Genomic DNA, 22702 nt, shown 5'->3' on the forward strand with positions numbered 1-22702 from the left:
CGGCGATCGCTTCCGGGGTCACGCACGCTTCGTGCGGCGGGCCCGGAGCGCGACCAGGGAGACGATCCCGCCGAGCGCGGTGAAGAGCCCGAGGCCGAGGAGCACGCCGCTACCGGCCGAGCCGGAAGGGGAGTTGCTCGCGACCGCGGCGACGGGGGCGAGCTGCACGACGGTCGGCGCGGCCGAGGTCGCCGGAGCAGTCGGCGCAACCGGAGCCGCCGGAGCCGCCTGAACGGGTGCGGCGGTCGTGGGCGCAGCCGAAGGCACGGCGGCCGCCTGGGCCGGGGCCGCAGCCCGGTTGCTCGGCGCGGCCGGGTGCGGCGTGGTCGGCTTGGTCGGCGTGCTGGGTGCGGCCGGCACCGCGACCGCGGCCGGGCGGATGATCTTGACGACCGTCAGCTGGCCCAAGTCCTGCGGGGTGCCGTCCGCGAAGGCGCTGTTGAAGAACTGGAAGGACGTCAGCTTGCTGGTGACGCCGGCGTCGACGGTCACCCGGAAGGTCTGCTTCCAGTGGGCGCCCGCCGGCAGGGCGTGGTCCACCAGGGTGCTGTTGGGCGACAGCGTCGGGTCGCAGCCGGTCTGCATGGGCACGTTCTTCCACCGGCCGTTGACCAGGGTCTGAAGGTGGGTGTTCTGCGTGGTCATCCCGCCCAGGCGCCGGTCGGCGACCTCGGTCCAGCCGAAGAAGCTCGGGGTGACCGCGACATTGCGGTAGTCGGCTCCGGTCCCGTTGTACTCGTCGAGGGTGAACTCCCAGGGCTTGCCGATGGTCAGCGCCATGTTCGAGGTCAGGAGTCCCATGGAGATAGTGCCGTGGTGGGTCGGGGCGTTCGCGACGGGGTGCTCGCCCGGGCGGTCGTAGATCGTCTGCCCGGTGCAGTTGGGCTGGTCGTCGGCCGCCGCGGTGCCGGCCGTGGCACCGGCGACGACGAGCGCGGCGACGGCGACGGTGATGTTCTTCGCGAAACGGGACGAAAGGTGCGTGCGCATGACGGAGTCTCCCCTGGATACGGCTGTGCTGGTGATGAAGGCGGCCCGCGTCTGACACTCCCCGGCCCCGCGGGTCCCTCCCCGCGCCTTCAAACCTAAAGACGTCCATCCCCCCGCGAGGTTGCAGGTGGTTTCGAAGTTCTTCTTCAGAGCGTCCGGTGCAGGAGCAGCAGGGCGACGTCGTCCGGACGGGAGTTGCGCTCGGTCACGCTCAGGGTCAGCAGGTCGGCCAGCCGTTCCAGGGCCGCCGCCGGGCCGACCCGGCTGGGTCCGGTCTGCCGGCTCCACAGCTCCAGCCCGCCGAGCATCCGCTGCACCGACTCGTCGTAGTCCTCGGCGCGGTCCTCGACCAGGCCGTCGGTGTAGCTGAGCAGCGTCTCGCCGAGGCCGAGGCGTTCGACGGCCAGCGGGTAGGCGGCATTCGGGTCCACGCCGAGCGGCGGCCCGCCGGGCAGCTCCAACTCGGCGGCCTTGCCGTCCGAGATCCGCACCGGCGCGGGGTGGCCGGCCCGGGCGCCGTGCAGGGTGCCGTCGGCGAGGTCCAGCGTGAGGTAGAGGCAGGTGGCGAACAGCTCGGTGTCCAGCTCGGCGAGCAGCCGGCCGGCCCGGGCCAGCGTGGCGGCCGGATCGTGCCCGTCCGTCGCGTAGGCCCGTAGGCCGCTGCGGAGTTGGCCCATCACCGCGGTGGCCTCGGCGTTGTGCCCCTGGACGTCGCCGATCACCATGCCGACCTTGCCGGCGGAGAGCTTGAACAGGTCGTACCAGTCGCCGCCGATCTGCATGCCCTCGGTGCTCGGCAGGTAGCGGGCCGCGGAGGTGAGCCCGGGCAGCTGCGGCAGGCTGCGCGGCAGCATCGCGCGTTGCAGCTCGGTGGCGCGGTGGTGGTGGGTGTCGTAGAGCCGCGCTCGTTCCAGGGACTGCGCGAGGATGCCGGCGAAGGCCGAGTAGAGCGTGCGGTCCTCCCGACTGAAGGCCCGCTCGGCCGCGAAGGTGATCAGGCAGGAGCCGACCTGCCGTCCGGAGGCGACCAGCGGCAGCACCGCCCAGGACGCCGGCCGCGCGGGACCCGCTCCCGCGCCCGCCCCCGGGCCCGCTCCCGTCGCTCCGCCCGGCTCGCCCGCCGCTCCCGTCGCTCCGCCCGGCTCGCCCGCCGCTCCCGTCGCTCCGCCCGGCTCGCTGAACAGCGGGGTGGCCCGGGCCGGTGAGTGCTCCATCGCGCCGCTGGACAGCTCGTGCAGCCGGTTCAACTCGCCGCGGCGCGAGCCGCCGTAGACGGAGGGCGAGACCGGCAGCAGCCGCCCCTCGTCCACCAGGTCGAGGACCAGACCGACGGCGCCGAGCGCCGGGCGGGCGATGTCGGTCATCGCCTCGGTGACGTCCCGGACCGTGACGGCCCGCGAGAGCGCCCTGGTCAGCGCGAGCAGCAGCGCCGAACGGGCGTCGGCCTGCGGGGCGTCGGCCGGCTCGGGGCCGGTCGGCGCCGACCCGGCGCGGTGGCGCTCCACGAGCAGCCCGGCGATCCGCACCGGCCGGCTGTGCACGTCGAGCAGCACCTCGCCGTGCTCCTCCACCCGTCCGGTCGAGCCGTCCGGCCGGATCACCCGGTACTCCAGCCGGTACGGTCCGCCGCCGGCCAACGCGTCCACCAGGGCGGCCTGGACCTCGGCGAGATCCTCGGGGTGCACCAGGCTGGACAGGTCGGGCGCGGGGAACGGTCCGCCGTCGGCGGGCGGCACTCGGCCGACCACCCGGTAGGCGCAGGCGTCCCAGGCGGTCTCGCCGGTGACCAGGTCCCGTTCGAAGGCGCCCGCCCCGGCCGCCCGGACAGCCCCGGCGAGCAGCGGTTGGGCGAGCGCGGACTCGGACCGCTCGGCGTGCGTGCGGACCTCGCCGCGCGCGTCGCCGCCGTCCGCGGGCCCGCGGTCGACCAGGTGGGCGAGCCGCTGGGCGCAGGTCTCCGCGATGACCGCCAGCGCGTTCAGGTCGCGGCGCGGCACGGTGCCGCGGTGGGCCAGCGAGAGGGCGAGGACGCCGAGATCCCGGTCGTCCACCACCAGCGGGAGGGCGGCGACGGCGACCAGGCCGGTGCCGAGCCCGGCCACCGTTTCGGGGTAGTCGGCGCTGGTCCGCTCGGGGCTGAGCAGCACCGGCTCCCGGCGGCGCAGGGCGACCGCGGCGGGCAGGTCCCCGGCCGGGTCGATGGTGCCGTAGCGCTCGTGCGCCCACTCGGGCAGCCCGCTGGAGACGGTCAGCCGCAGCAGGCCCGCGTCGTCCAGCAGGTAGATCGCGGAACCCTCGCCGGTGATCCAGCCGGGCCCGTCGGCGAGCACCGTGCCGAGCATCTCGGCGGCGCTGGTGCAGCGAAGCAGGGCCCGCAGGCAGTTCACGGTGGACCGGCCGGCCGACTCCATCGCGAGCCCCCTCACTGAGTCCCGGGGCCCTCCCCGTTCGGGGCGGTCCACTGCCGCACATATCGCTGAATATCCTATTTGGTCCCGTCCGAATTGGCGGGTATTCAGCGTGCGGACGGGTTGGGAGCTACTGCCCGTCGCACTCGCCGTACGAGGCCTGCGGCCGGGCGGGGACGGTGGCGAGCGAGCGCAGGCCGCGGACGATCGCGAAGGCCCGGCGGGCCTCGGCGGCCCAGCCCAGCGACGCGCCGCCGCCGGAGTCCGCGGCGCGGGCGGCTGTCGTCGCGGACCGGAGGGCGGTGCGCTGCGCGGGGATCGGGTCGGAGGCGGTCAGCGGCCCACTGTCGCGGGCGGTGCTGGGCTGTGTCATGGGCCTCGTCCTCTGCTGCTACCTGGGCCTTGGCCCTCTCCAGGTCAGTCTGACCGGAGTCCGGAGACGAATCGATCTCGGTACCCGCCCGAATCGATACCGGTTGGTACTGACTTCCTATCGGATCAACCCATCACCTGGCTAGACCGGACGGGGCGGCGGGCGCTGAGAAAACACTGAGATCTGACGTCTGACGTCTGACGTCTGACGTCTGACGTCTGACGTCTGAAATCTGTCAGCTGTCACCCCTTCGGCCACTGCCGCAGCCCGCCGGTGAGCATCGCGATCAGCCGCTCCTGGGTCACCTCCAGATCCTCCCGGAGCTGGAAGGCACCGGCGATCGTCAGCGAGGCGAAGCCGTGCGAGAGCGAGCGCACGGTGCGCGCCGCGTGGATCGCCTCGGAGTCCTCGATGCCGTAGTCGCGCAGCACCTCGATGATCGCCCCCACCACCCGCGTGCCGGCCTGCACCAGCTCGTCGTCGGCCTCGGTGTACGCCTGCGGCAGCGCCGCGTAGCGCCGCGGGAACTCGGTCGCGTAGCCGTGGTAGGCCCGCAGCAGCGCGGTGACCGCCGCGTCCCCGCTCAGGCCCGCGCTCTCCTCGCCCAGCCGGTCGGCGAGATCGTCCGTCACCCGGATCGCGATCATGCGGCGCAGCGCGCCCACCCCGCCCGGCACGTGCTTGTAGAGGGAGGGAGTGGCGACGCCCGCGCGCGCCGCGACCGCGGCCAGCGTGAGGGTGTCGGGACCCTCCTCGTCGATCAGCGCCAGGGCGTGGTCCACCACGGCGTCGGGGGTCAGTCCGGCCCTGGGCATCAGGCCACCTCGGCGAGGAACGGGAGCAGGGCGTCGGCGGTGGCCTGCGGGAACTCCGCGGCCGGGTAGTGCCCGGCACCCTCGATCATCACCTTGCGGGCCTTCAGCGCGGCGGCCTGGCGGTCGGCCACCACCTCCGGCTTCGGGAAGTCGGGGTCCTTGGAGCCCATCAGGACCAGCGCGGGGCAGCTGACGTGCCGGCTCCACCCGATCGGCGAGGCGTCGCCGTGGACGTGGCCGCGGGTGGCGGTCTTGCGCCCAGGGGTGCGCAGCGCGGCGACCAGGCCGGCCACGTAGGCGTCGAAGTCGGCGGGCTTGGCGGTCGGGTAGGCCATCTTCTTCAGGTACAGGCCCCAGAACGAGGGCACCTGGACCAGCAGTGCGCCGAGGGCCTTCACCAGGGCGCGCTGCACGGCGTTCTGCGGGAGGTTCTCGATGAAGGCGTCCAGCAGGACGATCCCGGCGACCCGCTCGGGCGCGGTGCCGGCCGCCTTCACGACGCTGGCGCCGGTGTAGGAGCAGCCGGCCAGCACGGCCCGCTCGATGCCCAGGTGGTCGAGCAGGGCGAGGGCGTCGGTGGCCATCGCGGCGGGGGAGTAGTCGGACCAGGTGATCGAGGACTCGCCGAAGCCGCGCAGGTCCATGGTGATCACGCGGTGGCCGGCGGCGGTGAGCAGCGGGTGCAGGTGCCGGAAGACCGTCCGGCTGTCGAGCATCCCCGGCAGCAGGAGGACGGGGAGGCCTTCGCCGAGGCTGTCGTCGAAGGCGATCCGGCCGCCGGGGAGTTCGAGGTACTGGGTCTGCGGGGCGTAGGTGCTGGTCATGGCGGCCTCCTTGGCCTGGCTGGCGGTGCGCCGTGCGGCGCTTCCGACATCCACAAAGCTAAGGCTAATAGCCTTAGCCGTCAAGGGGTCCATGTGGTGTGGTCGCTCAGACCCCCTCCACCTTGAAGGGGTCGTGCTCGGCGAGCAGCTTCTCCAGCCGCGCCTGGTCGACCCGGGTGACGATCTCGGTGCTCTCCTGGCGGTCGCGGATCACCTTGGCGAGCGTGAATGCCGAGGTGGTCACGTACAGCAGGCCGAGTGCGAGGAAGGCGCGCATCCACGCACTCACCGGCAGATAGGCGATGCCGATCGCGAGCGAACCGCCGGAGAGCGCGAACGAGGCGATGGCCTGGACGTAGTAGGCGGACGTGGTCCGCGGCTGAACCGAGGTGGTCATACCTGAAGGATCGCCAACTCCCTTTCCCGGCGCCTGAGTACGCGTACTCAGGCGCAGGTCACAAGTGTGCGACCGGCGTCGCGGCGGTAATTTCTCACGCAGCGTGACGGCGAATCGGATATCCACGACAAACCGTCCACCCGGTCTCGGAACCAGGTGACATTCCCGCCCGATCGGCTTGGAATCAGAGCCTCCTAGGATTAACGTTTGATAACGCAGCGCGGTCGGCAACGCCGTACCCGATCGGCACCGTGCGCCGTCGCCAAATCCTCAGGATCCAGCCCCAGGGCCGGGTCCGGGAGCCGGGGAACCACCGTTCCTTGGGGTGAATCGGTTCGGCCCCGGCCGGACCGTAGGAGACCTTCCTGCTCCGAACCCGTCAGCTAACCCGGTAGGCGAGAAGGAAGGAAAGGAGCGCGCCCCCGTGGCGTTGTCGCAGTCCCAGCAGAGCCCTACCCGGCTGCTCGACCACTCCACCGACCCGGCCGCGACCACCGCGCCCGACGCAGCGGCCCGGCACCGCATCCCCAAGCAGTCCCGCAGCGGCGGCCCGGTCCTCGGCGTCACGGCGATGGCCGCCGCGCTCGGCGCCACCGGCCTCTCCGCCGCCACGGCCGCCGCCGCAGCCGCGCCGCCCGCCCCGGCACCGTCCGTCAGCGCTCCTGACGGCGCGTCGGACGCCGTCCACCAGGACGCCGCGCTCAGCTCGCTCGCGTCGCACACGTCGACCGCCGCCGACCCGGGCCTCGCGCTGGCCGCCCGGATCCAGCAGCAGGCCGACAGCCGCCGCACCGCCGCCGAGGAGAGCGCCCGCCTGGAGGCCGCCCAGGAGGCCGCCGCCAAGCGCGCCGCCCAGGCCGAGGCCGCAGCGCACGAGGCCGCGGCTCAGGAGGCCGCAGCTCGGGCCGCCGCCGAGGCCGCCGCCGCGCAGGCCGCCGCCGAAGCCACCGCCCAGGCCGCCGCGCAGCCCGTCGAGCCGTCGGTCCAGCAGCCGCCGGTGCAGGGCGAGTTCACGCTCCCCACCAGCAAGTACACGCTCACCGCGCAGTACGGCCAGTCCACCTCGCACTGGGGTCACCTGCACGCCGGCCTCGACTTCGCCGCCCCCACCGGCACCCCGGTGACCGCCGTCGGCGCCGGCGCCGTCACCTCCGCCGGCTGGTCCGGCGCGTACGGCTACCGGGTGATCCAGACCCTGCCGGACGGTACCGAGGTCTGGTACTGCCACCTCTCCTCGATCGCCGTGGCCTCCGGCCCGGTGGCGACGAGCACCGTGCTCGGCAAGGTCGGCGCCACCGGCAACGCCCCGGCCCTGCTGCCGGGCGGCGCCCCCTCCGGCCCGCACCTGCACCTTGAGATCCGCCCGGGCGGCGCCGCCCCCGTCGACCCGCAGCCCTGGCTCCAGCAGCGCGGCGTCACGGCCTAACCAAAGGTTTCGTCCTCGGGGTCCAGCCCGGCGAGGTACTGGTCCGCGAAGCCCTGCTCGATCAGGTAGCGGTCGATCTCGGTCGAGCCGGGCTCCGGGGCGAGGTCGCGGTACTCCGTGAGCAGCAGCGCCGGCAGCCCCGGGACCGTCCACTCGCCGTACAGCCGCAGGGCCTCCGCCTCCACCGCCGCCTCGAAGGCGGGGAAGTCGCCGGCCAGCTCCTGCGGCATCGGCAGGCCCAGCGCGTTGAGGCCGGCCAGGTTGCGGTAGCTGCGCTGCATCAGCCGGTTCTCCAGCAGCAGCCGCGCGCCGTCCGTGGCCATCCCGACCGAGAGCAGCACGCCGGGACCCCAGCCGTCCACGCCCTCCGGCTGGTCCAGCGCCTCCAGCGCCGCGAAGGCCTCGATCCGCTGCTCCTCGTCCAGCGCGCGGAACTCCTCCAGCCACGCCCGGACGGCGTCCAGGTCGGCGCTGTCCACGCCGTCGGCCCGCAGCAGCAGGGTGTAGAGCCGCGGCCAGGTGACCAGATGCGGCTGGCGCAGCAGCCCGACGAGCAGCTCGCCCTGCCACTCGGCCTCCTCGTGCAGCCGCTGCTGACGCTTGGCGTTCAGCCGTTTGGCCGCTCGCTGATGATCGATCAGCAACCGCACCGCCGCGCCGTAGGCGAGCGGCGACACCTCCTCGGGCGGCTGGACGTAGAGGTGGATCCTTTCGTAGAGCAGCTGCTGGAGCAGCGGGGAGCTGAGCTCGGGAAAGCCGTCGTACACCTGCCCGTCGCCCAGTTCCAGCAACGTCAGCACCGCGTCCACCGCGGCCTCGGCCACTGGTTCCAGGCCCTGCTCCTCGGCCCATCGCAGCAGGTCGGCGGTGCGCGGGCGCGGGGCGAGCTGCAGGTCGTCGTCGTTCATGTCCGTTACGGTAACCGCCCGCGTGGCCGGCCCGGCGCTACGGTACGCAGCATGAATCCCGTACAGCTCACCGGACCGCGGGTCACCATCCGCGAGTTCCACCACGTGCCGCGCGACATCGACGCGCTGCACGCGATCTTCGGCGATGCCGAGACCGCCCGGTACCTGCCGTTCGAGCCGCGTGACCGGGAGGACTGCGCGGACCAGATCGCGCTGTACATCGATGAGGCCGAGAAGCAGCCGCGCGCCGTCTACCGGCTGGCGGTGGTGCTGACCGCCGACGGCGAGGACGCGGTGCCGATCGGCAACGCGGTGCTCGGCACCGAGGGACAGCGCGCGGCCTTCGTCGGGTACGCGCTGCGCAAGGACGTCTGGGGGCTGGGCTACGCCACCGAGATCACCCGGCTGCTCTGCGAGTTCGGCTTCGAGACCCTGGGCCTGCACCGCCTCGCCGCCCGCCTCGACCCGGAGAACCTCGCCTCCGCCCGGGTGCTGCGCAAGCTGGGCTTCCAGCTGGAGGGCCGGATCCGGCACGACCTCTTCCTGCGGGACACCTGGTACGACGCGCTGCAGTACTCGCTGCTGGAGGAGGAGTGGCGCGCGGCTCGGGAGGGCATCGGGGGATAACCCCACCCCGGGTTCGCCGGGTGACCGGATACCGGCGCGGGGCCGCTGTCCGGAACCATGGCGGTATGACGAACAGCACTGCCATCCGGATCACGCGGCTCACGCCGTTCTCGCCCGCGACCTACCGCCTGTACGGCTACGCGCTCGGCGGGTTCCCGGTGGCGGTCGCCGGCTTCGTCTGGAGCGTCACGCTCTTCTCCTTCGGCGTCGGCACGGTGTTCACCGCGCTGGGCGTGCCGGTGCTGGCGCTGCTGCTGACCGGCGCACGCGGCTTCGGCGCGGTCGAGCGCGGCCGGGCGCGCCGGATGCTCGGGGACGAGGTCGCCGGGCCCGGGCCGGTCGTGCCGCGGCGGCCGGGCTGGTGGGGCGCGGTCACCGCGCGGCTGGCCGACCCGGCGGGGTGGAAGGCCGTCGCCTACCTGATGCTGATGTTCCCGTGGCAGCTGCTGACCTTCGTGGTGCTGGTGGTCTGCCTGGCCACCGGCTGGGCGATGGCGCTCTACCCCTGCTACGCCTGGGTCTACCCGCGCTACCTGGGATGGCGCGGGATGCGGCTCTTCGAATACAGCGGCGGCAACGGGGTGCACCACGTCTACGAGCTCGCCTCGCCCTGGCAGATCGGGGCGGCCTCGCTGGTCGGCATCGGACTGCTGCTGCTCACTCCGCACCTGATCAGGGCCCTGACCGCGGTCCCGCGCGCCGCTACCCGCAGCCTCCTGGGCTGAGAACCCGTCCCCCGGATGCGCGGCGCGCGCGGGCGTGGTGCGATGCGGTCATGCTGATCACCTCGCGGCCGCTCGACGAGTACTGCCAGCTGTTCGGCCTCAGCCGGGCCGCGCTGCGGGCCACGCCCGGCCCGGTGCTCGACTGCCCGGGCGGCGCGGCGGGCCTGGTCGCCGAGGCCCGCCGGCTCGGCTGCCGCGTGGTCGCCACCGATCCCGCGTACGCGCTCCCGCTGCCCGCCGTGCTCTCCCGCGCCGAGGCCGCCCGGCGCCGGATGGCCACCGCGATGCCCGCTGCCCCCAACCGCTACCTCGCCCCGCGCTACCGCCCGTACGACAAGTACCTGCGCAGCTGGGACCGCGCCCGCACGCTCTTCGCTGCCGACGCCGTCGCCCACCCCGACGGCTACGTGGCCGCCGCGCTGCCCCGGCTGCCGTTCGCGGACGACACCTTCGCCCTCACCCTCAGCTCCTACCTGCTCTTCGCCTACCCGGACCTCTTCTCCCCGCGCGCCCAGCTCGCCGCGCTGCTGGAGCTGGCCCGGGTCACCGCGCCGGGCGGCGAGGTGCTCGTCCATCCCGTGCACGACAACCACAGCGTCCGCTGCCCGCACCTGGACGAGCTGCGCTTCGCGCTCGGCGCCCGCCGCGTCTCCAGCGAGCTGCGCACCCTGCGCCGTCCCGGCGACGGCCGCCGCCGCTACGTCCTCGCCCTCTCACGGCATCCCCGCTACGGTGCTGCCCCATGGACGAATCCCTGACGGACAGTCGCCTGCTACCGATATCCGGTCTGCGCAACGCCCGTGACGCGGGCGGCTGCGGCGCGGTCCGCACCGGCCTGCTCTACCGCTCGGCCCGGCTCGCCGAGCTGACGCCCGAGGGGGCCCGGGGGCTGGCCGAGCTGGGGCTGCGGACCGTGGTCGACCTGCGCGACCCGATCGAACTCAGCAGCTTCCCCAACCGCACCCACGGCTGGGAAGTCGATCTGGCCAACTTCCCACTCCTACCCCAGGACGGCACCTACCACGGCGCCACCCCGCTGCCCGAGGTGTACCCGCTGATCACGGACACCGCCGGGGCGACCGTGGTGGCCATCCTGCGTCGGCTGCTCGAACCGGGCGCGCTGCCCGCCCTGGTGCACTGCGCCGTAGGCCGCGACCGGACGGGCATCGTGATCGCGCTCGTGCTGGCGCTGCTGGACGTCCCGGACGAGGAGATCGTCGCCGACTACCTGCTCTCCAACGAGGGGCTCGACCTGCTGGAAGGCCCGCAGGAGTACGTGGACGCGCACGGCACGGTCCGGCTCTCGCACCCGGTCACGGCCGAGCTGATCACCGGGGTGCTGGCGCGGGTCCGCGAGCGGTACGGCAGCGTCTCCGGCTATCTGGCCGATCATGGTCTGACTCCCGAGGAGGAGGCGGCGCTGTGCTCTATGCTCCGTGACTGATCGTCAGTCACCCAGTACGGAGGGCACATGAAGGTTCGCCGGATCCTCGTCGCGCTGATATCCGGGGCGGCCCTGCTCACCGCCGCCCCGGTGGCGCAGGCCGCCGCCCCGGCCGGTACGCCGTCCGACCAGTGCTCGGCCGCCTATCAGCAGGGCGACCCCCGGCTCGGCCCGGACCAGCTTCCCCGCAGCGGCCCGGTCGGCCGTGAACTGATCGGCTACCGGCGCACCGGCGGCCGTTCCGAGCAGGACTTCCTGGCCACCTACTACGACTCCACCGCCAAGTCCTGGCGCTACCCGCCGTCCAACGGCTACCTGCTCGGCTTCGACGGGCAGCCGATCGAGCTGAACCAGACGCTCGTCCCCGGCCAGGACATCGACCGCTTCGGCAGCGAGTACGGCTCCTTCCTCGCCCCCGAGGGCCTGCCGTACGCCAGCCGCGCCATCCCGCCGCAGAGCCTGGACGGCAACCCGGCGGCCGGCTGCAACTACCACGACTACCGCGTCCTCAAGGCGTTCACCGTGCACGCGGGCCCGATCGCGCCGTGGTTCGACCAGATCGGCCTCGGCTGGCAGTACCAGCTCGACGCGAGCCTGGTCGCGGGCGCCCCGGCGCAGATCAACGTCGGCTGGCTGGTCAGCAACGGCTACCTGCAGCGCCTCGTCTAGTCGCTCAGACCCCGGACGGCCGCGGGGCCGGCAGTTGGCCGACCGCGTCCAGCGTCGCCAGGATCCGCTCGCCGACCCAGCGGCGGTCCGAGGCCTCCGGAATGCCGTCCGGGGCGAGCAGTTGGCCCACCACCGCGGCGCGCAGCCGGGTCCGCTGGTCGCGGCCGAGCCGGGGGATCAGGCCGTGCGCCGCGAGCAGCGCGTGGTAGTGCTCGAAGGCCGAGCGCGGGTGCTCGACGTACTCCAGCAGGCTCTCGAAGTCGCCCAGCCCGGAGTTGCCCTGGGTCAGTGCCAGCGCCTGGATGCGCAGCCCCGGGTCGTCCGAGGCGAAGAGCCCGCGCACCTCCTCCGGCGTGGCCGCGGAGTTCTTCGCGCCCGCCCGGACGTCGGCGACCTGGCTCGCGGCCGGCTGCTGGGCGCCGGCCGGCGCTGCCGTCGGGGTCAACTGGCCGAGGTGGCCCATCGCCTGGACCCGCGAGTCCTCCGCGCCGACCGTGTCGCCCTCGCGCTGCTGCTGCTGGGCCTGGCTGAACAGCGCCAGCGCGTTCCCGTCGGCCTGGGTCAGTGCGCCGGCCAGCAGCAGGCGGGTGAGCAGCCAGCCGCCGAGGAAGCCGAGCACCACGAAGTAGAGCACCAGCGAGGCGGCGAACGGCTGGCTGTCCGCACGGCCGCCGAGTGCGGGGGCCAGCGCGCGGGCCAGCTGGTGGAAGTGCTGCCAGATGCTGCCGAGCTGGGTGAGGCCGACGCCGAGCAGGATCTTGGTCAGCCAGTCGGAGACCTGTTCGAGATTGGTGTTGGGGGAGTACTCCCCGCCCGAGCCCCCGCCCGAGCCCGAGCCCGTCGCCGCGCTGGACCCCTTGCCCACCAGCTGCGGGATGCCGAACAGGAACCCGAGGGCCCCGCCGGTCACCACCGTCGCACAGGAGATCATCAGCCCGGCGCCGAGCGAACTCACCGGATGCTCGCCGCCGGCGGTGTAGAGCAGCAGCCCGAGCAACCCGAGCCCGAGCAGCGATCCGATCCCGACGGCCTGCCACCGTCGGACCTCCGCGGAGTGCCCGCCTGTCCGTGCCATACCCGCCCCCTACCGCGTCCGGTACGCCCGAGGCCCGCGCCCCGGCGGGAGGAACTGTAGCGGTCCGGACACGCAGACGGCCCGTGGGCGCTCTCCTCGGTGGCGAACCACCGAGGCACCGGGGATGTACCGGTGAGCCCACGGGCCGGGTGACTGCTGGGAATTCGCCTCGGCCGCCGACCATAGGCTGGCTAAGGCTGGGGCGGCTCTAGCGAGCAGCCACCTCACACATCCTGACGGTACTCAACCAGGATCACCTCCTTTCAGTGTGCTGCCACGATAGGCAGGCCACCGGGAGAGAGGCAACGGGATTTTTCGGCGAGCGGCAGGCGAGCGGCATCGGGAACGGCAAAAGGCCCGGCGGAGAGTCTCTGCCGGGCCTTCTGTGCTACTGAGTAGCGGGGACAGGATTTGAACCTGCGACCTCTGGGTTATGAGCCCAGCGAGCTACCGAGCTGCTCCACCCCGCGTCGGTAAACCCCACACTACGGGAAGGCCACCGCGAAGGGAAATCACTTGTCGCTTCACCCCGAGCGAGGCGGGCAGCGCCGGGCCCAGAAGGCCAGCGCGGCGAGGGCGACGAAGCAGGGCACCATCAGCGCGCAGTAGACCAGCAGGAACCCGTGGGTGCCCAGGCCGGCGGCGGCGTTCCAGCCGCCGTGCAGGGCCATCGCCAGCAGCAGCCCGGCCGGTGCCGCCACCCGGGCCAGCCAGCGGCGGCCGGTGGTCAGGGCGACGGCCAGGCCGAGCCCGGTCATCGAGGTGAAGAGCGGGTGGGCGAACGGCGAGAGCAGGGCGCGCAGCACGAAGGTGTGCACGGTGCCGTCGTAGTCGCGCAGGCTGGGGGCGTCGCCCAGGCCGATCGAGTCGAGCCGCTGCTGCTGGTCGTCGGTGAAGGCACGGCCCAGGTAGAGGACGTTCTCGGTGAAGGCGAAGCCGGCGGCGGTGATGCCGGCGAGCACGATCCCGGTGGCGGCCACCCGGTGCCGCGAGCGTGCGCGCAGCCCGGGGTCGGCACGCAGTCGGTGGCGCAGCGGCAGCATGGTCAGCAGCAGCACGGCGCCCTTGGCGGACTCCTCGATCAGCGGGGTGGCGAACTCGGTGCCGAGCGTCTGGCCGCGGGCGCTGCCCTGCGCGGCGATCAGGTACGCGCCGGCCCAGCCGTTGGCCAGCACGGCCACCGCCGTCGCCGCGCAGGAGCCCCAGGCCAGGCAGAGCGCGAGGCGGCGGGTGGGCACCTGGGCGCTCTGGTTGAGCCAGAGCAGCGCGCCCAGCACGAAGGGCATCGGCAGCACGGCGAGCCCGAGTCCGACCAGCAGGCCGACCGTGCCGGTCTGGCGCTGCACCTGCTGGACGACCAGCACTCCGCAACCGGTCAGCAGCAGGGTCGCGGCGGCCGGACCGGCGAGCGGATGGCGCGCGGGCCGCTCCGCACTCGGAACCTCGGGTGCGGGCGGTCCGTGGCTGGACGGACTGCTCACCCGAAAAGACTAGGTGAAGGTCCGGCCGCGCGGGAGTGGAGTGGCACATTCCGTGCCGTTCAGCGCACGGAAAGTGACAGTGGCGTCAAACCTTGCGGAACAGCAGGTCGTGCACCACGTGGCCCTTGGCTATCCCGGCGCGCTCGAACTTGGTGACCGGCCGCCAGTCGGGCCGCGGCGCGTAGCCGGGGATGGTGCCGTCCTCGCGGCCGTCCGTCCACGGGCTGCCGTCGCCCTCCGGGTGCAGGTTGACCAGCTCGGGGCGGGCCGACAGGACGTCCGCCATCTGCTCGGCGTACGGCTCCCAGTCGGTCGCGCAGTGCACCAGGGCGCCGGGCGCGAGCCGCGGCAGCACCAGGTCCAGGAAGGACGGCTGGACGAGCCGGCGCTTGTGGTGCTTGGGCTTGGGCCACGGGTCGGCGAAGTAGACCCGCAGGCCGGCCAGGCTGGAGTCCGGCAGCATGTCGCGCAGCAGGATCACGGCGTCGCCGGCCGCGAGCCGGACGTTCTCGGCGCCGCTGCGCTCCAGCATGCTCAGCAGGTTGCCGTGCCCGGGGGTGTGCACGTCCACCGCGAGGATGCCGGTGGACGGGTCCGCGGCGGCCATCGCGGCGGTGGTCTCGCCCATCCCGAAGCCGATCTCCAGGGTGACCGGGAGCTCGCCGAAGAGCTCCGGCAGCGAGAGCGGGGTGCCGTCGATCGCCAGGCCCCAGCGCTCCCAGTTCCGATCCAGGGCCCCGGCCTGGGCGGGGGTCATCCGGCCGCGGCGCGGCTGGAAGCTGCGGATCCGGCGCTCGTTGTGCTGTTCCTCGGTGGCCCGGTGCGGATACATCGGCGCCGGGTAGCCGGCCGGGGCCGCGGAGAGCCGGGCGGAGGGCGATCCCGGAGGCCGGCTGGTCGGGCGGCCGCCCTGGCCGAGGACCTGCGGGGTCTCGTCCTGCTGAGGGGCGGGGGCCTGCTGGGGGAGGGGGGCAGTCGCAGTCACAATGCCGTCGAGTGTAAAGGAGCTGCCCCCGGGCCATCCCTCGGCTATCCCCCGGCGGCCAGTGCGGCCAGCGCCCGCCGGGCCACCTCGCGGCCGATCGGCAGCGAGGCCGTCGCGGCGGGTGAGGGCGCGTTGAGCACGTGCACCAGGCGGCGGGTGGAACCGGGCTCGGCGGGGTCGAAGCCGGCGAAGGCGAAGTCGTCCAGCAGTGAGCCGTCCTTCCCCACCGCCTGGGCCCGGACCCCGGCGGTGGCCGGGACCAGGTCGTCGGCGGTGACGGCGGGCAGCAGCCGCTGCACGGCCGCGGTGAACGCCCGCTTGGAGAGCGAGCGGTGCAGCTCGCCGCACTCGTAGCGCCAGTGCCGCCGGGCCAGTTGCCAGGTACCGGGGAAGCACAGCGTCTCGGCCAGGTCGCGCGGTCGCACGGTGCGCCAGTCGTAGCCCTCGCGGGCCAGCGCGGGGACGGCGTTGGGGCCCACGTGGACGTCCTGATGGACGCCGCGGGTGAGGTGCACGCCGAGGAACGGGAAGGCCGGGTTCGGCACCGGGTAGACCAGGCCGCGCACCAACCCCCGCCTGGCCGGCACGAGTTCGTAGTACTCCCCGCGGAACGGGACGATCCGCACCCCCGGGTCGTCACCGGCCATCCGGGCCAGCCGGTCGCTGTGCAGGCCGGCGCAGTTGACCAGAACCGAGCAGCGCAGCTCGCCGGCCGCGGTCTGCACCGTGACGCCGTCGGCGCGCCGGTCGACGGCCCGCACCTCGCTGCCGGTGTGCAGCGCGGCGCCCTTGTCCCGGGCGAGTTCGGCGTAGGTCCGGGCCACCGCTGCGAAGTCGCAGATGCCGGTGCTGCCGATCCGCAGGGCCGCCACGCCCGCGACCTCCGGCTCGTAGTCGGCGATCCGGGCAGCCGTCAGCTCCTCGACCGGGATCTCGTTCCGGCGCCCGCGCAGCGCCAGCGCGGCCAGGCCCGGCAGCTCCTCGCGCCGGGTGGCGACGATCAGCTTGCCGGTCACCTCGTACGGCAGCCCGTACTCGCGGCAGAACGCCACCATCGAGGCCGCGCCCTCGGTGGCGTAGCGGGCCTTGAGCGAGCCGGGTCGGTAGTAGACGCCGCTGTGGATCACCCCGCTGTTGCGGCCGGTCTGGTGGGAGGCGAGCGAGCGCTCCTTCTCCAGCACGCCGACCCGCAGCCCAGGGCGGGCGTTGGTCAGGGCGAGGGCGGTGGACAGGCCGACGATGCCGCCGCCCACCACCAGGACGTCGTAGTCGTACGCCACCTGAGCCTCCTGAGCCTCCGGCCCCCCGCCGTCGCATGGTGTCACGGGCCGGCGGGGCGCGTCAGCCCCCTGGCTACGCCGGTGCGGCCAGCACCGCCCGGGCGCGCTCGGTCAACTCCCGGACCCGGCGCTCGCCCTGGAACGGCTCCAGCTGGCGGAGCATCTCCAGCACGTACTCCCGGCTGCGCTGCGAGGAGATCCGGCCGGCCACCTCCACCGCGCGCGAGCCCGCCTCGACGGCGGCGTCCAGGTTGCCCGCCTCCGCCTCGGCCATCGCGGAGACCACCAGCCGCAGGCCGTGCGAGCGGACGAAGCCCTCCGTGGGCCGGGCCAGCGCCTCCCGGGTGAAGTGGCGGACCTTGGCCGGCACGCCGAGGTCGCGGAAGCACTCCGCGGCGTCGGCGGCCAGCCGGTCGTAGGCGTAGAAGTCGATCCAGGCCGGGTCCGGGTCCCCGGCGCGCGAGCGCCCCAGAGCGTTCTCGGCGGCGGTGAGCGCCGTCGAGCAGGCGGCGGCGTTGCCCGCGCGGGCCTGCGCCCGCGCCTCCACGAGGTGGAAGAAGCTCATCGTGCGCGCCGTCGCCAGACCGCGGTTGCGCTCCAGCGCGGCCTGCGCCAGGTCGACCGCCTCCTCGGCGAAGCCGCGGTAGCAGGCCTGAAGGCTCATCGAGGCCAGCACATAGCCGCCGAGCGGCACGTCGGCGGCCGCCCGGGCCAGCCGGAGCGCCTGGATGTAGTAGCGCTGGGCCGCCTCGTGCTGGCCGGTGTCGAAGGCCATCCAGCCGGCCAGCCTGGTCAGTTCGGCCGTGGCACCGAACAGCGCGCGGCCCACCGTGTCGCTGTACGAGGCCAGCAGCAGCGGGGCCGCCTCGACCCGCAGGCACTCCGGCACCATGGACGAGCGCCAGTCCCCGCCGCCGTACTTGGAGTCCCAGCGGCGGGCCTCCTGGGCCGCCTCGCGGAGCTTGGTGGCGTCCGACTGGCCGACCCGGTAGGAGCGTTCGCCGCCGGTCAGCGAGTCCGCCGCCCGGGAGCCGGCCGTCGGCGCCGCGACCCGCGGCTCGGGGACCCGCGGGTCGGCAGCCGGTGGCTCGGGCTTCTCCGGTGGCTCGGGCTTCTCCGAGACCCCCTCGCCGCGCGCCACCGAACCGTCCGCCGGGGTGATCAGCCAGCGCGACACCGGGGTCGCGTACGCGGCCACCGAGAACGTGCCCGACAGGCTGTCGCTCCACCGCCCGCCGCCGGGCGAGCGGCGCAGCTCCAGGTCCACCCGCCACAGGTCGGTCGCCGACCGCACCGCGGCCGCGACCTCGCGCGGGAAGGCCAGCCCCAACTCCGGTGTGGGGTCGGTGTCGCCGAGCCCGATCTCGTCCAGCGGGACGGGCCGGCCCAGCTTGCCGCCGATCGCGGTGGCGATCAGGTGCGGCACCGGGCCCTGCGGCACCATGCCCTTGCTGACCCAGCGGGCCACCGAGGTCTTGTCGTAGCGCAGCGTCAGGCCGCGCTGGGCGCCGAGGTCGTTGACCCGGCGGGCCAGGCCGGCATTGCTGATCTGGGCCAACGACAGCAAGGCACCGAGCCGTTCGTTCGGTCCTCGTGGGCTGATGCTCATGGCGGCGGCGGCACCCCCTGGCGGTGTTCTGCGCGGTGTTCTCACGGTGCGGCGTCCTGCTGTTGGCACCTAGCGTAGTCGTCCGGGTTCCCAGGGTTAAGAGTCGGCATTCCGGTTGGCGGGATCGCGCACTCCCGCGGCGCCCGATCCGGCGGCCCGGCGGCGTGCGAGCGGGTCCCGCGGCGGGGTGGAACGGGGGTGGCGCCACCGCGTGGCGCGGGTCGGGGCGGCCGCCGTCCGCGGTCGGTCCGGCCGCTGGACGGCCGTGCTCCGGTCCAGTGTTGACGTGCGCCCACCTGTGCCCCCTGGCTCCGGGGGCACGGCCGCAGTTCGCTATGGGCTGTGGGTCGGCCCGCCGTCGAGGACCCGGCGGGCCGGGGGATGCCGCTGCCACAGTTCCCCGCGGGTGGCGGCCGGAGTCCGGGAGGGCATGCGGATGCCCTCCCGGTCTTTGCGCCGCTTTTTGGCCATATGGGCATGGCCATGCCGCATGAGGGGCAGGCGGTCGCGGCGGACGAACCGGGTCGTCGCTGGGCCCGGGCGGGTGGTGCCGCGATCGGACGCGCGGCGCCGTCCGTCCGGGCGGCCCGGTCCGCTTCGGCGGGTGCCGTTGGGTGCGGCCCGGCCGCCCACGCCGCGCGGCCCGGGCCATGGAGGGGGAGGCCCGGCCCGCGCGCCCACCCTCCTCACGTGTGTCCTGGTGTCCGAAATCGGCGGAGACCACACGAAATCGCCCGACCCTGCCCGGAATCACCCGACCCCGCGCATGGTCGCCTTCACCGCCTCCGGTGGCACGATGTCCCCGGGAGCCGCCTTTGCCGGGCTCCCGGACGTCCACACCCGGTGGAGGCACGATGCGGTGGCTTGCGGGCTGGAGCGGCGGGGTGGCCGGTTCCCGGAACCTGACGCGCCGTCGATTCGCCCCCGACCCGGCGCGCGCGGCCACGCGCGCCCCCCGGCAGCCTCTCGCGCCGCCCGCAGGCCCCGGCGCGTCCACCGTCCCGAGCGCCCCCACCGCGCACGACGCGCTGGCTGCCCTCGCCGCTGTCCGCCCGCTGGCCGCCACCACCCTCTGGGACGGCCCCGACCCGCTCTGGGCCGTCGGCGACTGGCGCCCGGAGGAGATCCGGCAGGCCGTGCTGCGCCCCGGCGCCGCACCCGAGGTCAGCACCGGGCCCGCCACTCTGGACCTGCGCGAGGACGGCGAGGCCGTGCTGCGCCTCGCGGTCCTGGGTCACTGCGGCGCCGACGACGAGGAGCTCGCCGCCGGCCTCGCCGCAGCTCGCGGCGGCGCGGTGCGGCACCTGACGGCCTGGCCGGGCAGCTACACCGTGCTGCTGCGGATCGGTACCCGCAGCACCCTGCTGCTCGGCGACCTGGCCGGCGCGCAGCCGCTCTTCCACACCCCCTGGTGCGGCGGCACCGCCTACGCCACCGCCGGACTCCCGCTCGCCGACCTGATCGGCGCGCCGGTCGACACCGGCCACCTCGCAGCCCGGCTCGCCTGCCCCGAGTCGCCCGAGGCGCTGGGCACCGGCACCCCGTACGTCGGGGTCCGGCGGGTGCCGCCCGGGCACACCCTGGCGATCCGCGGCGGCCGCCCGCACGTCACCGCGTACGACGACGAGGGCGCGCCCGGCACCGGGCCCGGGGCCGGCGGTGAGGCCCCGGCGGTACGGGAGTTGACGCGCAGTCTGCTGGAGGCGGTGCGCTCCCGGGTGCGCAGCTCGCCGGCCGAGCCGGGGCCGGGGCCGCTCCGTCCGCGGATCGGCGCCGACCTCTCGTACGGCACGGCCTCGACCACGGTCGCGCTGCTCGCCGCCGCCGTCCCGATCGGCCGGGCCGCCGCGTCGGCCGAGCCGCGCACCGCGCCGTCGGGCGGTGCGGCGCTGCCGGCCCCCCGCAACGGCGCGGTGAAGGGCTCCTGGGCCCGCCCGGCCGACGCCGACGTGCCGCCCCCCGAGCCCGAGCTGCTGGCCGCCGTCACCTACCGCGAGGCCGCCCCGGCGGAGCCCGCCACGGTCGTCGGCGCGGTCGCCGCTCGTACCCCGCGGCTGCGGCACACCGTGCTGGCGGCCACGCCGCAGACCCTCCCGTACGCGGACCTGGACGATCCGCTGGCCGGACCGCTCACCGACGAGCCCGGCCGCTCCCTGGTGAGCGCCGCCGCCGTCGCCGCCCGGCTCGCCGCCGGCGGCGCCGACCACCTCACCGGGTACGGCGCGCGGCAGGCCCTGGACGGCCATCCGGCCCGGCTCGCCGACCTGATCCGGGACGGCCGCCCGCGCGAGCTGCTGCCGCCCGTCGCCGCGCTGGCGGGCGCCGACCGCGCCCTGGCCGGGACGCTGACCGGCGCCGTCCGCACCCCCGTCACGGTGCTGCGGGCGGCCCGCCGGCTGGCCAGGGCGGGCTACGCCGAGGCGCTGGACGATGTCGCGGTGCAGCTGTCGGCCCGCAGAGGGCCCCTTCGGCCGGGCGCCCGAACCGGCGCACGCTCCGGCGTGCAGCTCACCGCAGGGGCGTACTCGGCGGCCGACCTCGCCTGGTGCGTCCCCGGCCCGGCCGCCCGCTGGCTCTCCGACGACGCGCTCTCCGCCGTCGCACTGCGCCTGCGGATCGCGGCCCGCGGACCCGAACCCGAGCAACACCCCGGCGTACGCCGCGCACGGCTCGCGCTGCACCACCACGCCGCCGGCTTCCGCACCCTGCTCCAGGCCGCCGAGCAGCACGGCCAGCGCCTGCACGCGCCCTTCCTGGACAACCGGGTCCTGCGGGCCACCCGGCTGCTGCCGATCGACGTACGGCTTCAGCCGGGCGCCCGGCACGCGCTGCTGCGCGCCGTACTGGCGGGGGCCGGCCGCGCCGACCTGCCCGCCGACTGGGGACGGGTCGCCCGCCCGGACCGCGCCGCCGCCGCTCGGGCCGGCCTGCGGCTGGCCGCCGACCCGCTGACCGAGCTGTTCCGTGAGCCGCTGCTCGCCGAGGCAGGCCTGATCGATCTCCCGGCCGTCCGCCAGGCGCTCACCCGCGCAGCCGACCCGCACGCCGAACTCCCGCCGGGCACCCTGGACGGGCTGGCCGACCTGGTCTCCACCGAACTCTGGCTGCGCCGCCTCCAGGCCCGCCGGCACGGCTCCTGCTGGACCGGCCTCCCGCTGCCCGAACGCCGCGCGGTGGCCGCCGCCCGCTTCGCGTAGGGCCTGCCCGTGGCGTTGCCGGGCGGCGGCCACCGCGCGATGGATCATGGCCTGCGGGAGGGTGCGCCCCGGCCGGACCGGACCCGCCGCGCCCGCCTCGCAGACCCACCGGAGGCCTTGGTGACCAGCACCGATCCGCCAGCCGTCCCCCCGTCGGCGCCGGCCGTCCCGCCACTCCCGCCCGCCGTGGTGCCCGCCGGCATCTCCGTCGAGCTGCCGGGCCCGCCGCACCCGCCCGGGATCCTGGCGGCCTGCGACGGCTCGGACGGTTCGCTCTGGGCGCTGGATCGGGCGATGACCGAGGCCGAGCTGTTCGGCCTGCCGCTCTACGTGCTCGCCGTCGTCAACCCGTCCCCCGGCGGCTACCCGCCCGGGATGGCCGAGCTGGTCCAGGAGAGCGTGGAGCGGCTGACATCGAGCATGGCGGACGGCCTGCACCGGGCGGTGGCGGCCGTGGAGCGCGGGCGCGGCCGGCCGTTCGGCGGCGGGATCTCCCTGCACGTGGTGCTCGGCCGGGTGGTGGAGGTGCTGCTCGCCGCCAGCGTCGGCCAGCACACCCTGGTGGTCGGCACCCGCGGCAACGGGGGGTTCAGCCGCCTGCTGCTCGGCTCGGTGAGCACGGCCGCCGTGCACCACGCGGCCTGCCCGGTGCTGGTGGTCCCGGCGCCGCCCGCGCGGCGCTGAGGAGGCGGGCCGGGAATGCGAAGCCGGACATTTCGGTTCACTCTTCCGGCCCACCCCCCCTTTGACAGGAGCCAGCCCCCATGAAGGTCGAGATCTACTCCGACATCGCCTGCCCCTGGTGCTGGATCGGCAAGCGCCGGTTCGACCGGGCCCTGGAGCGTTTCGCCGGGCGCGACGACGTCGAGGTGATCTACCGGCCGTACCAGCTGGTGCCGGACGCCCCGGCGACCGCGAGCCCGCACCGCGCCTGGCTGGCCGAGCGCTACGGGCCGCAGTCCCGCGCGATGGACGACCGGGTGACCGAGCTGGGCCGCGCCGAGGGCCTGACCTACGACTTCGACGCGGCGCTGCACGTCAACACCTTCCTCGGCCACCGGCTGCTGCACCTCGCCGAGACCGAGTACGGCACGGCCGTGCAGGGCGTCCTCAAGGAGCTGCTGCTCAAGGCGCACTTCACCGACGGCGTGGACGTCGGCGACCGCGCCGCGCTCACCGAGATCGCGGTGGCGGCCGGGCTGGAGCGCGGGCGGGTCGCCGAGTACCTGGCCGGCGACGAGGGTGCCGACGAGGTGAGCGCGCTGCTCGCGGAGGCCCGCGACCTGGGCATCAGCGCGGTGCCCACCTTCGTCTTCGAGGGGCAGTGGGCCGTCCAGGGCGGCCAGGAGACGGACACCTTCGTGAAGGTTCTGGAGCAGGTGAGCGCCGACATGGCGGCCGCCGCCGCCCCTGCCGAGTCCTGCGCCGACGGGGCCTGCGCCATCTGAGAAGCCTCACCCGAGAAAGCC

At 74.6% G+C, this 22702-nt stretch carries 21 protein-coding genes, 1 tRNA gene and 1 riboswitch; of the genes, 9 read left to right on the forward strand and 13 right to left on the reverse strand.

All coding sequences use genetic code 11. The annotated features are described in order from the left end of the window. Positions 1–18: 18 nt before the first annotated feature. The 6 genes from P3T37_RS28375 to P3T37_RS28400 all read right to left on the reverse strand — a co-directional run bounded on the left by P3T37_RS28375 (position 19) and on the right by P3T37_RS28400 (position 5807). Positions 19–990 carry a hypothetical protein gene (locus P3T37_RS28375; protein WP_280726758.1) on the reverse strand — a complete coding sequence of 324 codons (972 nt, stop codon included), beginning with the start codon at positions 988–990 and terminating at the stop codon, positions 19–21. 146 nt (positions 991–1136) lie between these two features. Continuing rightward, positions 1137–3401, reverse strand: a complete 2265-nt coding sequence (locus P3T37_RS28380) for a SpoIIE family protein phosphatase (protein WP_280726759.1) — start codon at positions 3399–3401, stop codon at positions 1137–1139. Between the two features lie 127 nt (positions 3402–3528). Continuing rightward, complete coding sequence (locus tag P3T37_RS28385) at positions 3529–3771, reverse strand: hypothetical protein (protein ID WP_280726760.1); 243 nt, start codon at positions 3769–3771, stop codon at positions 3529–3531. Between the two features lie 242 nt (positions 3772–4013). After that, positions 4014–4586 (reverse strand): TetR-like C-terminal domain-containing protein, encoded by a 573-nt coding sequence (locus P3T37_RS28390; protein WP_280726761.1) that lies wholly within the window; start codon positions 4584–4586, stop codon positions 4014–4016. Then, positions 4586–5464: an alpha/beta hydrolase gene (locus P3T37_RS28395; protein WP_280726762.1), complete on the reverse strand. Its 879-nt coding sequence runs from the start codon at positions 5462–5464 to the stop codon at positions 4586–4588. Before P3T37_RS28395 ends, P3T37_RS28390 begins: the two co-directional genes overlap by 1 nt. Positions 5465–5516: 52 nt before the next feature. Then, positions 5517–5807: a YiaA/YiaB family inner membrane protein gene (locus tag P3T37_RS28400; protein WP_280726763.1), complete on the reverse strand. Its 291-nt coding sequence runs from the start codon at positions 5805–5807 to the stop codon at positions 5517–5519. 250 nt (positions 5808–6057) lie between these two features. After that, positions 6058–6220: riboswitch (cyclic di-AMP (ydaO/yuaA leader) on the forward strand. A gap of 11 nt (positions 6221–6231) precedes the next feature. Here P3T37_RS28400 and P3T37_RS28405 point away from each other — a divergent pair. After that, positions 6232–7233, forward strand: a complete 1002-nt coding sequence (locus P3T37_RS28405) for a M23 family metallopeptidase (RefSeq protein ID WP_280726764.1) — start codon at positions 6232–6234, stop codon at positions 7231–7233. On the opposite strand, the gene P3T37_RS28410 is transcribed toward P3T37_RS28405, so the two are convergent. Continuing rightward, positions 7230–8141, reverse strand: coding sequence for a hypothetical protein (locus P3T37_RS28410; protein ID WP_280726765.1), 912 nt, complete (start codon positions 8139–8141; stop codon positions 7230–7232). The genes P3T37_RS28405 and P3T37_RS28410 overlap by 4 nt on opposite strands. Before the next feature lie 51 nt (positions 8142–8192). Here P3T37_RS28410 and P3T37_RS28415 point away from each other — a divergent pair, with 51 nt between their 5' ends. From P3T37_RS28415 to P3T37_RS28435, 5 genes are all read left to right on the forward strand, one after another. Continuing rightward, a complete protein-coding gene (locus tag P3T37_RS28415) occupies positions 8193–8768 on the forward strand; it encodes a GNAT family protein (protein ID WP_280726766.1) in 576 nt (191 codons plus the stop codon). 65 nt (positions 8769–8833) lie between these two features. Then, complete coding sequence (locus P3T37_RS28420) at positions 8834–9493, forward strand: sensor domain-containing protein (RefSeq protein WP_280726767.1); 660 nt, start codon at positions 8834–8836, stop codon at positions 9491–9493. Positions 9494–9543: 50 nt separating this feature from the next. Next, on the forward strand, positions 9544–10251 hold the full coding sequence (locus P3T37_RS28425; RefSeq protein ID WP_280726768.1) for a hypothetical protein: 708 nt from the start codon (positions 9544–9546) through the stop codon (positions 10249–10251). Further along, positions 10236–10937 carry a tyrosine-protein phosphatase gene (locus tag P3T37_RS28430; RefSeq protein ID WP_280726769.1) on the forward strand — a complete coding sequence of 234 codons (702 nt, stop codon included), beginning with the start codon at positions 10236–10238 and terminating at the stop codon, positions 10935–10937. Before P3T37_RS28425 ends, P3T37_RS28430 begins: the two co-directional genes overlap by 16 nt. A gap of 27 nt (positions 10938–10964) precedes the next feature. Then, complete coding sequence (locus P3T37_RS28435; protein WP_280726770.1) at positions 10965–11606, forward strand: TNT domain-containing protein; 642 nt, start codon at positions 10965–10967, stop codon at positions 11604–11606. Between the two features lie 4 nt (positions 11607–11610). On the opposite strand, the gene P3T37_RS28440 is transcribed toward P3T37_RS28435, so the two are convergent. The 6 genes from P3T37_RS28440 to P3T37_RS28465 all read right to left on the reverse strand — a co-directional run bounded on the left by P3T37_RS28440 (position 11611) and on the right by P3T37_RS28465 (position 18036). Further along, positions 11611–12681 (reverse strand): hypothetical protein, encoded by a 1071-nt coding sequence (locus P3T37_RS28440; RefSeq protein WP_280726771.1) that lies wholly within the window; start codon positions 12679–12681, stop codon positions 11611–11613. A gap of 396 nt (positions 12682–13077) precedes the next feature. Next, positions 13078–13151 (reverse strand) — tRNA-Met (locus P3T37_RS28445). Between the two features lie 54 nt (positions 13152–13205). After that, positions 13206–14162 (reverse strand): PrsW family intramembrane metalloprotease, encoded by a 957-nt coding sequence (locus tag P3T37_RS28450; RefSeq protein WP_280726772.1) that lies wholly within the window; start codon positions 14160–14162, stop codon positions 13206–13208. Positions 14163–14247: 85 nt separating this feature from the next. After that, a complete protein-coding gene (gene trmB / locus P3T37_RS28455) occupies positions 14248–15147 on the reverse strand; it encodes a tRNA (guanosine(46)-N7)-methyltransferase TrmB (protein WP_280726773.1) in 900 nt (299 codons plus the stop codon). 44 nt (positions 15148–15191) lie between these two features. Further along, the gene (lhgO, locus tag P3T37_RS28460; RefSeq protein WP_280726774.1) at positions 15192–16427 is read right to left on the reverse strand and encodes an L-2-hydroxyglutarate oxidase; all 1236 of its coding nucleotides are present in this window, start codon (positions 16425–16427) and stop codon (positions 15192–15194) included. Between the two features lie 73 nt (positions 16428–16500). Beyond that, positions 16501–18036, reverse strand: a complete 1536-nt coding sequence (locus P3T37_RS28465) for an MFS transporter (protein ID WP_280726775.1) — start codon at positions 18034–18036, stop codon at positions 16501–16503. Between the two features lie 854 nt (positions 18037–18890). On the opposite strand from P3T37_RS28465, the gene P3T37_RS28470 reads away from it, so the two are divergent. The 3 genes from P3T37_RS28470 to P3T37_RS28480 all read left to right on the forward strand — a co-directional run bounded on the left by P3T37_RS28470 (position 18891) and on the right by P3T37_RS28480 (position 22681). Then, entirely contained in the window at positions 18891–21233 is a 2343-nt protein-coding gene (locus P3T37_RS28470) for an asparagine synthase-related protein (RefSeq protein WP_280726776.1), read from the forward strand. Positions 21234–21353: 120 nt separating this feature from the next. Continuing rightward, a complete protein-coding gene (locus tag P3T37_RS28475) occupies positions 21354–21917 on the forward strand; it encodes a universal stress protein (RefSeq protein WP_280726777.1) in 564 nt (187 codons plus the stop codon). Positions 21918–21997: 80 nt separating this feature from the next. Further along, complete coding sequence (locus P3T37_RS28480) at positions 21998–22681, forward strand: DsbA family oxidoreductase (protein WP_280726778.1); 684 nt, start codon at positions 21998–22000, stop codon at positions 22679–22681. The last annotated feature ends 21 nt before the right edge of the window (positions 22682–22702 follow it).

Origin of the sequence: Kitasatospora sp. MAA4, assembly GCF_029893355.1 — a bacterium.
Lineage (GTDB): Bacteria > Actinomycetota > Actinomycetes > Streptomycetales > Streptomycetaceae > Kitasatospora.

What these genes read in the sequence shown, in the direction of transcription:
- P3T37_RS28375 (WP_280726758.1), bottom strand. Translation starts at nt 990, where the DNA reads ATGCGCACGCACCTTTCGTCCCGTTTCGCGAAGAACATCACCGTCGCC.
- P3T37_RS28380 (WP_280726759.1), bottom strand. Translation starts at nt 3,401, where the DNA reads ATGGAGTCGGCCGGCCGGTCCACCGTGAACTGCCTGCGGGCCCTGCTT.
- P3T37_RS28385 (WP_280726760.1), bottom strand. Translation starts at nt 3,771, where the DNA reads ATGACACAGCCCAGCACCGCCCGCGACAGTGGGCCGCTGACCGCCTCC.
- P3T37_RS28390 (WP_280726761.1), bottom strand. Translation starts at nt 4,586, where the DNA reads ATGCCCAGGGCCGGACTGACCCCCGACGCCGTGGTGGACCACGCCCTG.
- P3T37_RS28400 (WP_280726763.1), bottom strand. Translation starts at nt 5,807, where the DNA reads ATGACCACCTCGGTTCAGCCGCGGACCACGTCCGCCTACTACGTCCAG.
- P3T37_RS28410 (WP_280726765.1), bottom strand. Translation starts at nt 8,141, where the DNA reads ATGAACGACGACGACCTGCAGCTCGCCCCGCGCCCGCGCACCGCCGAC.
- P3T37_RS28415 (WP_280726766.1), top strand. Translation starts at nt 8,193, where the DNA reads ATGAATCCCGTACAGCTCACCGGACCGCGGGTCACCATCCGCGAGTTC.
- P3T37_RS28420 (WP_280726767.1), top strand. Translation starts at nt 8,834, where the DNA reads ATGACGAACAGCACTGCCATCCGGATCACGCGGCTCACGCCGTTCTCG.
- P3T37_RS28425 (WP_280726768.1), top strand. Translation starts at nt 9,544, where the DNA reads ATGCTGATCACCTCGCGGCCGCTCGACGAGTACTGCCAGCTGTTCGGC.
- P3T37_RS28430 (WP_280726769.1), top strand. Translation starts at nt 10,236, where the DNA reads ATGGACGAATCCCTGACGGACAGTCGCCTGCTACCGATATCCGGTCTG.
- P3T37_RS28435 (WP_280726770.1), top strand. Translation starts at nt 10,965, where the DNA reads ATGAAGGTTCGCCGGATCCTCGTCGCGCTGATATCCGGGGCGGCCCTG.
- P3T37_RS28440 (WP_280726771.1), bottom strand. Translation starts at nt 12,681, where the DNA reads ATGGCACGGACAGGCGGGCACTCCGCGGAGGTCCGACGGTGGCAGGCC.
- P3T37_RS28465 (WP_280726775.1), bottom strand. Translation starts at nt 18,036, where the DNA reads ATGAGCATCAGCCCACGAGGACCGAACGAACGGCTCGGTGCCTTGCTG.
- P3T37_RS28470 (WP_280726776.1), top strand. Translation starts at nt 18,891, where the DNA reads ATGCGGTGGCTTGCGGGCTGGAGCGGCGGGGTGGCCGGTTCCCGGAAC.
- P3T37_RS28480 (WP_280726778.1), top strand. Translation starts at nt 21,998, where the DNA reads ATGAAGGTCGAGATCTACTCCGACATCGCCTGCCCCTGGTGCTGGATC.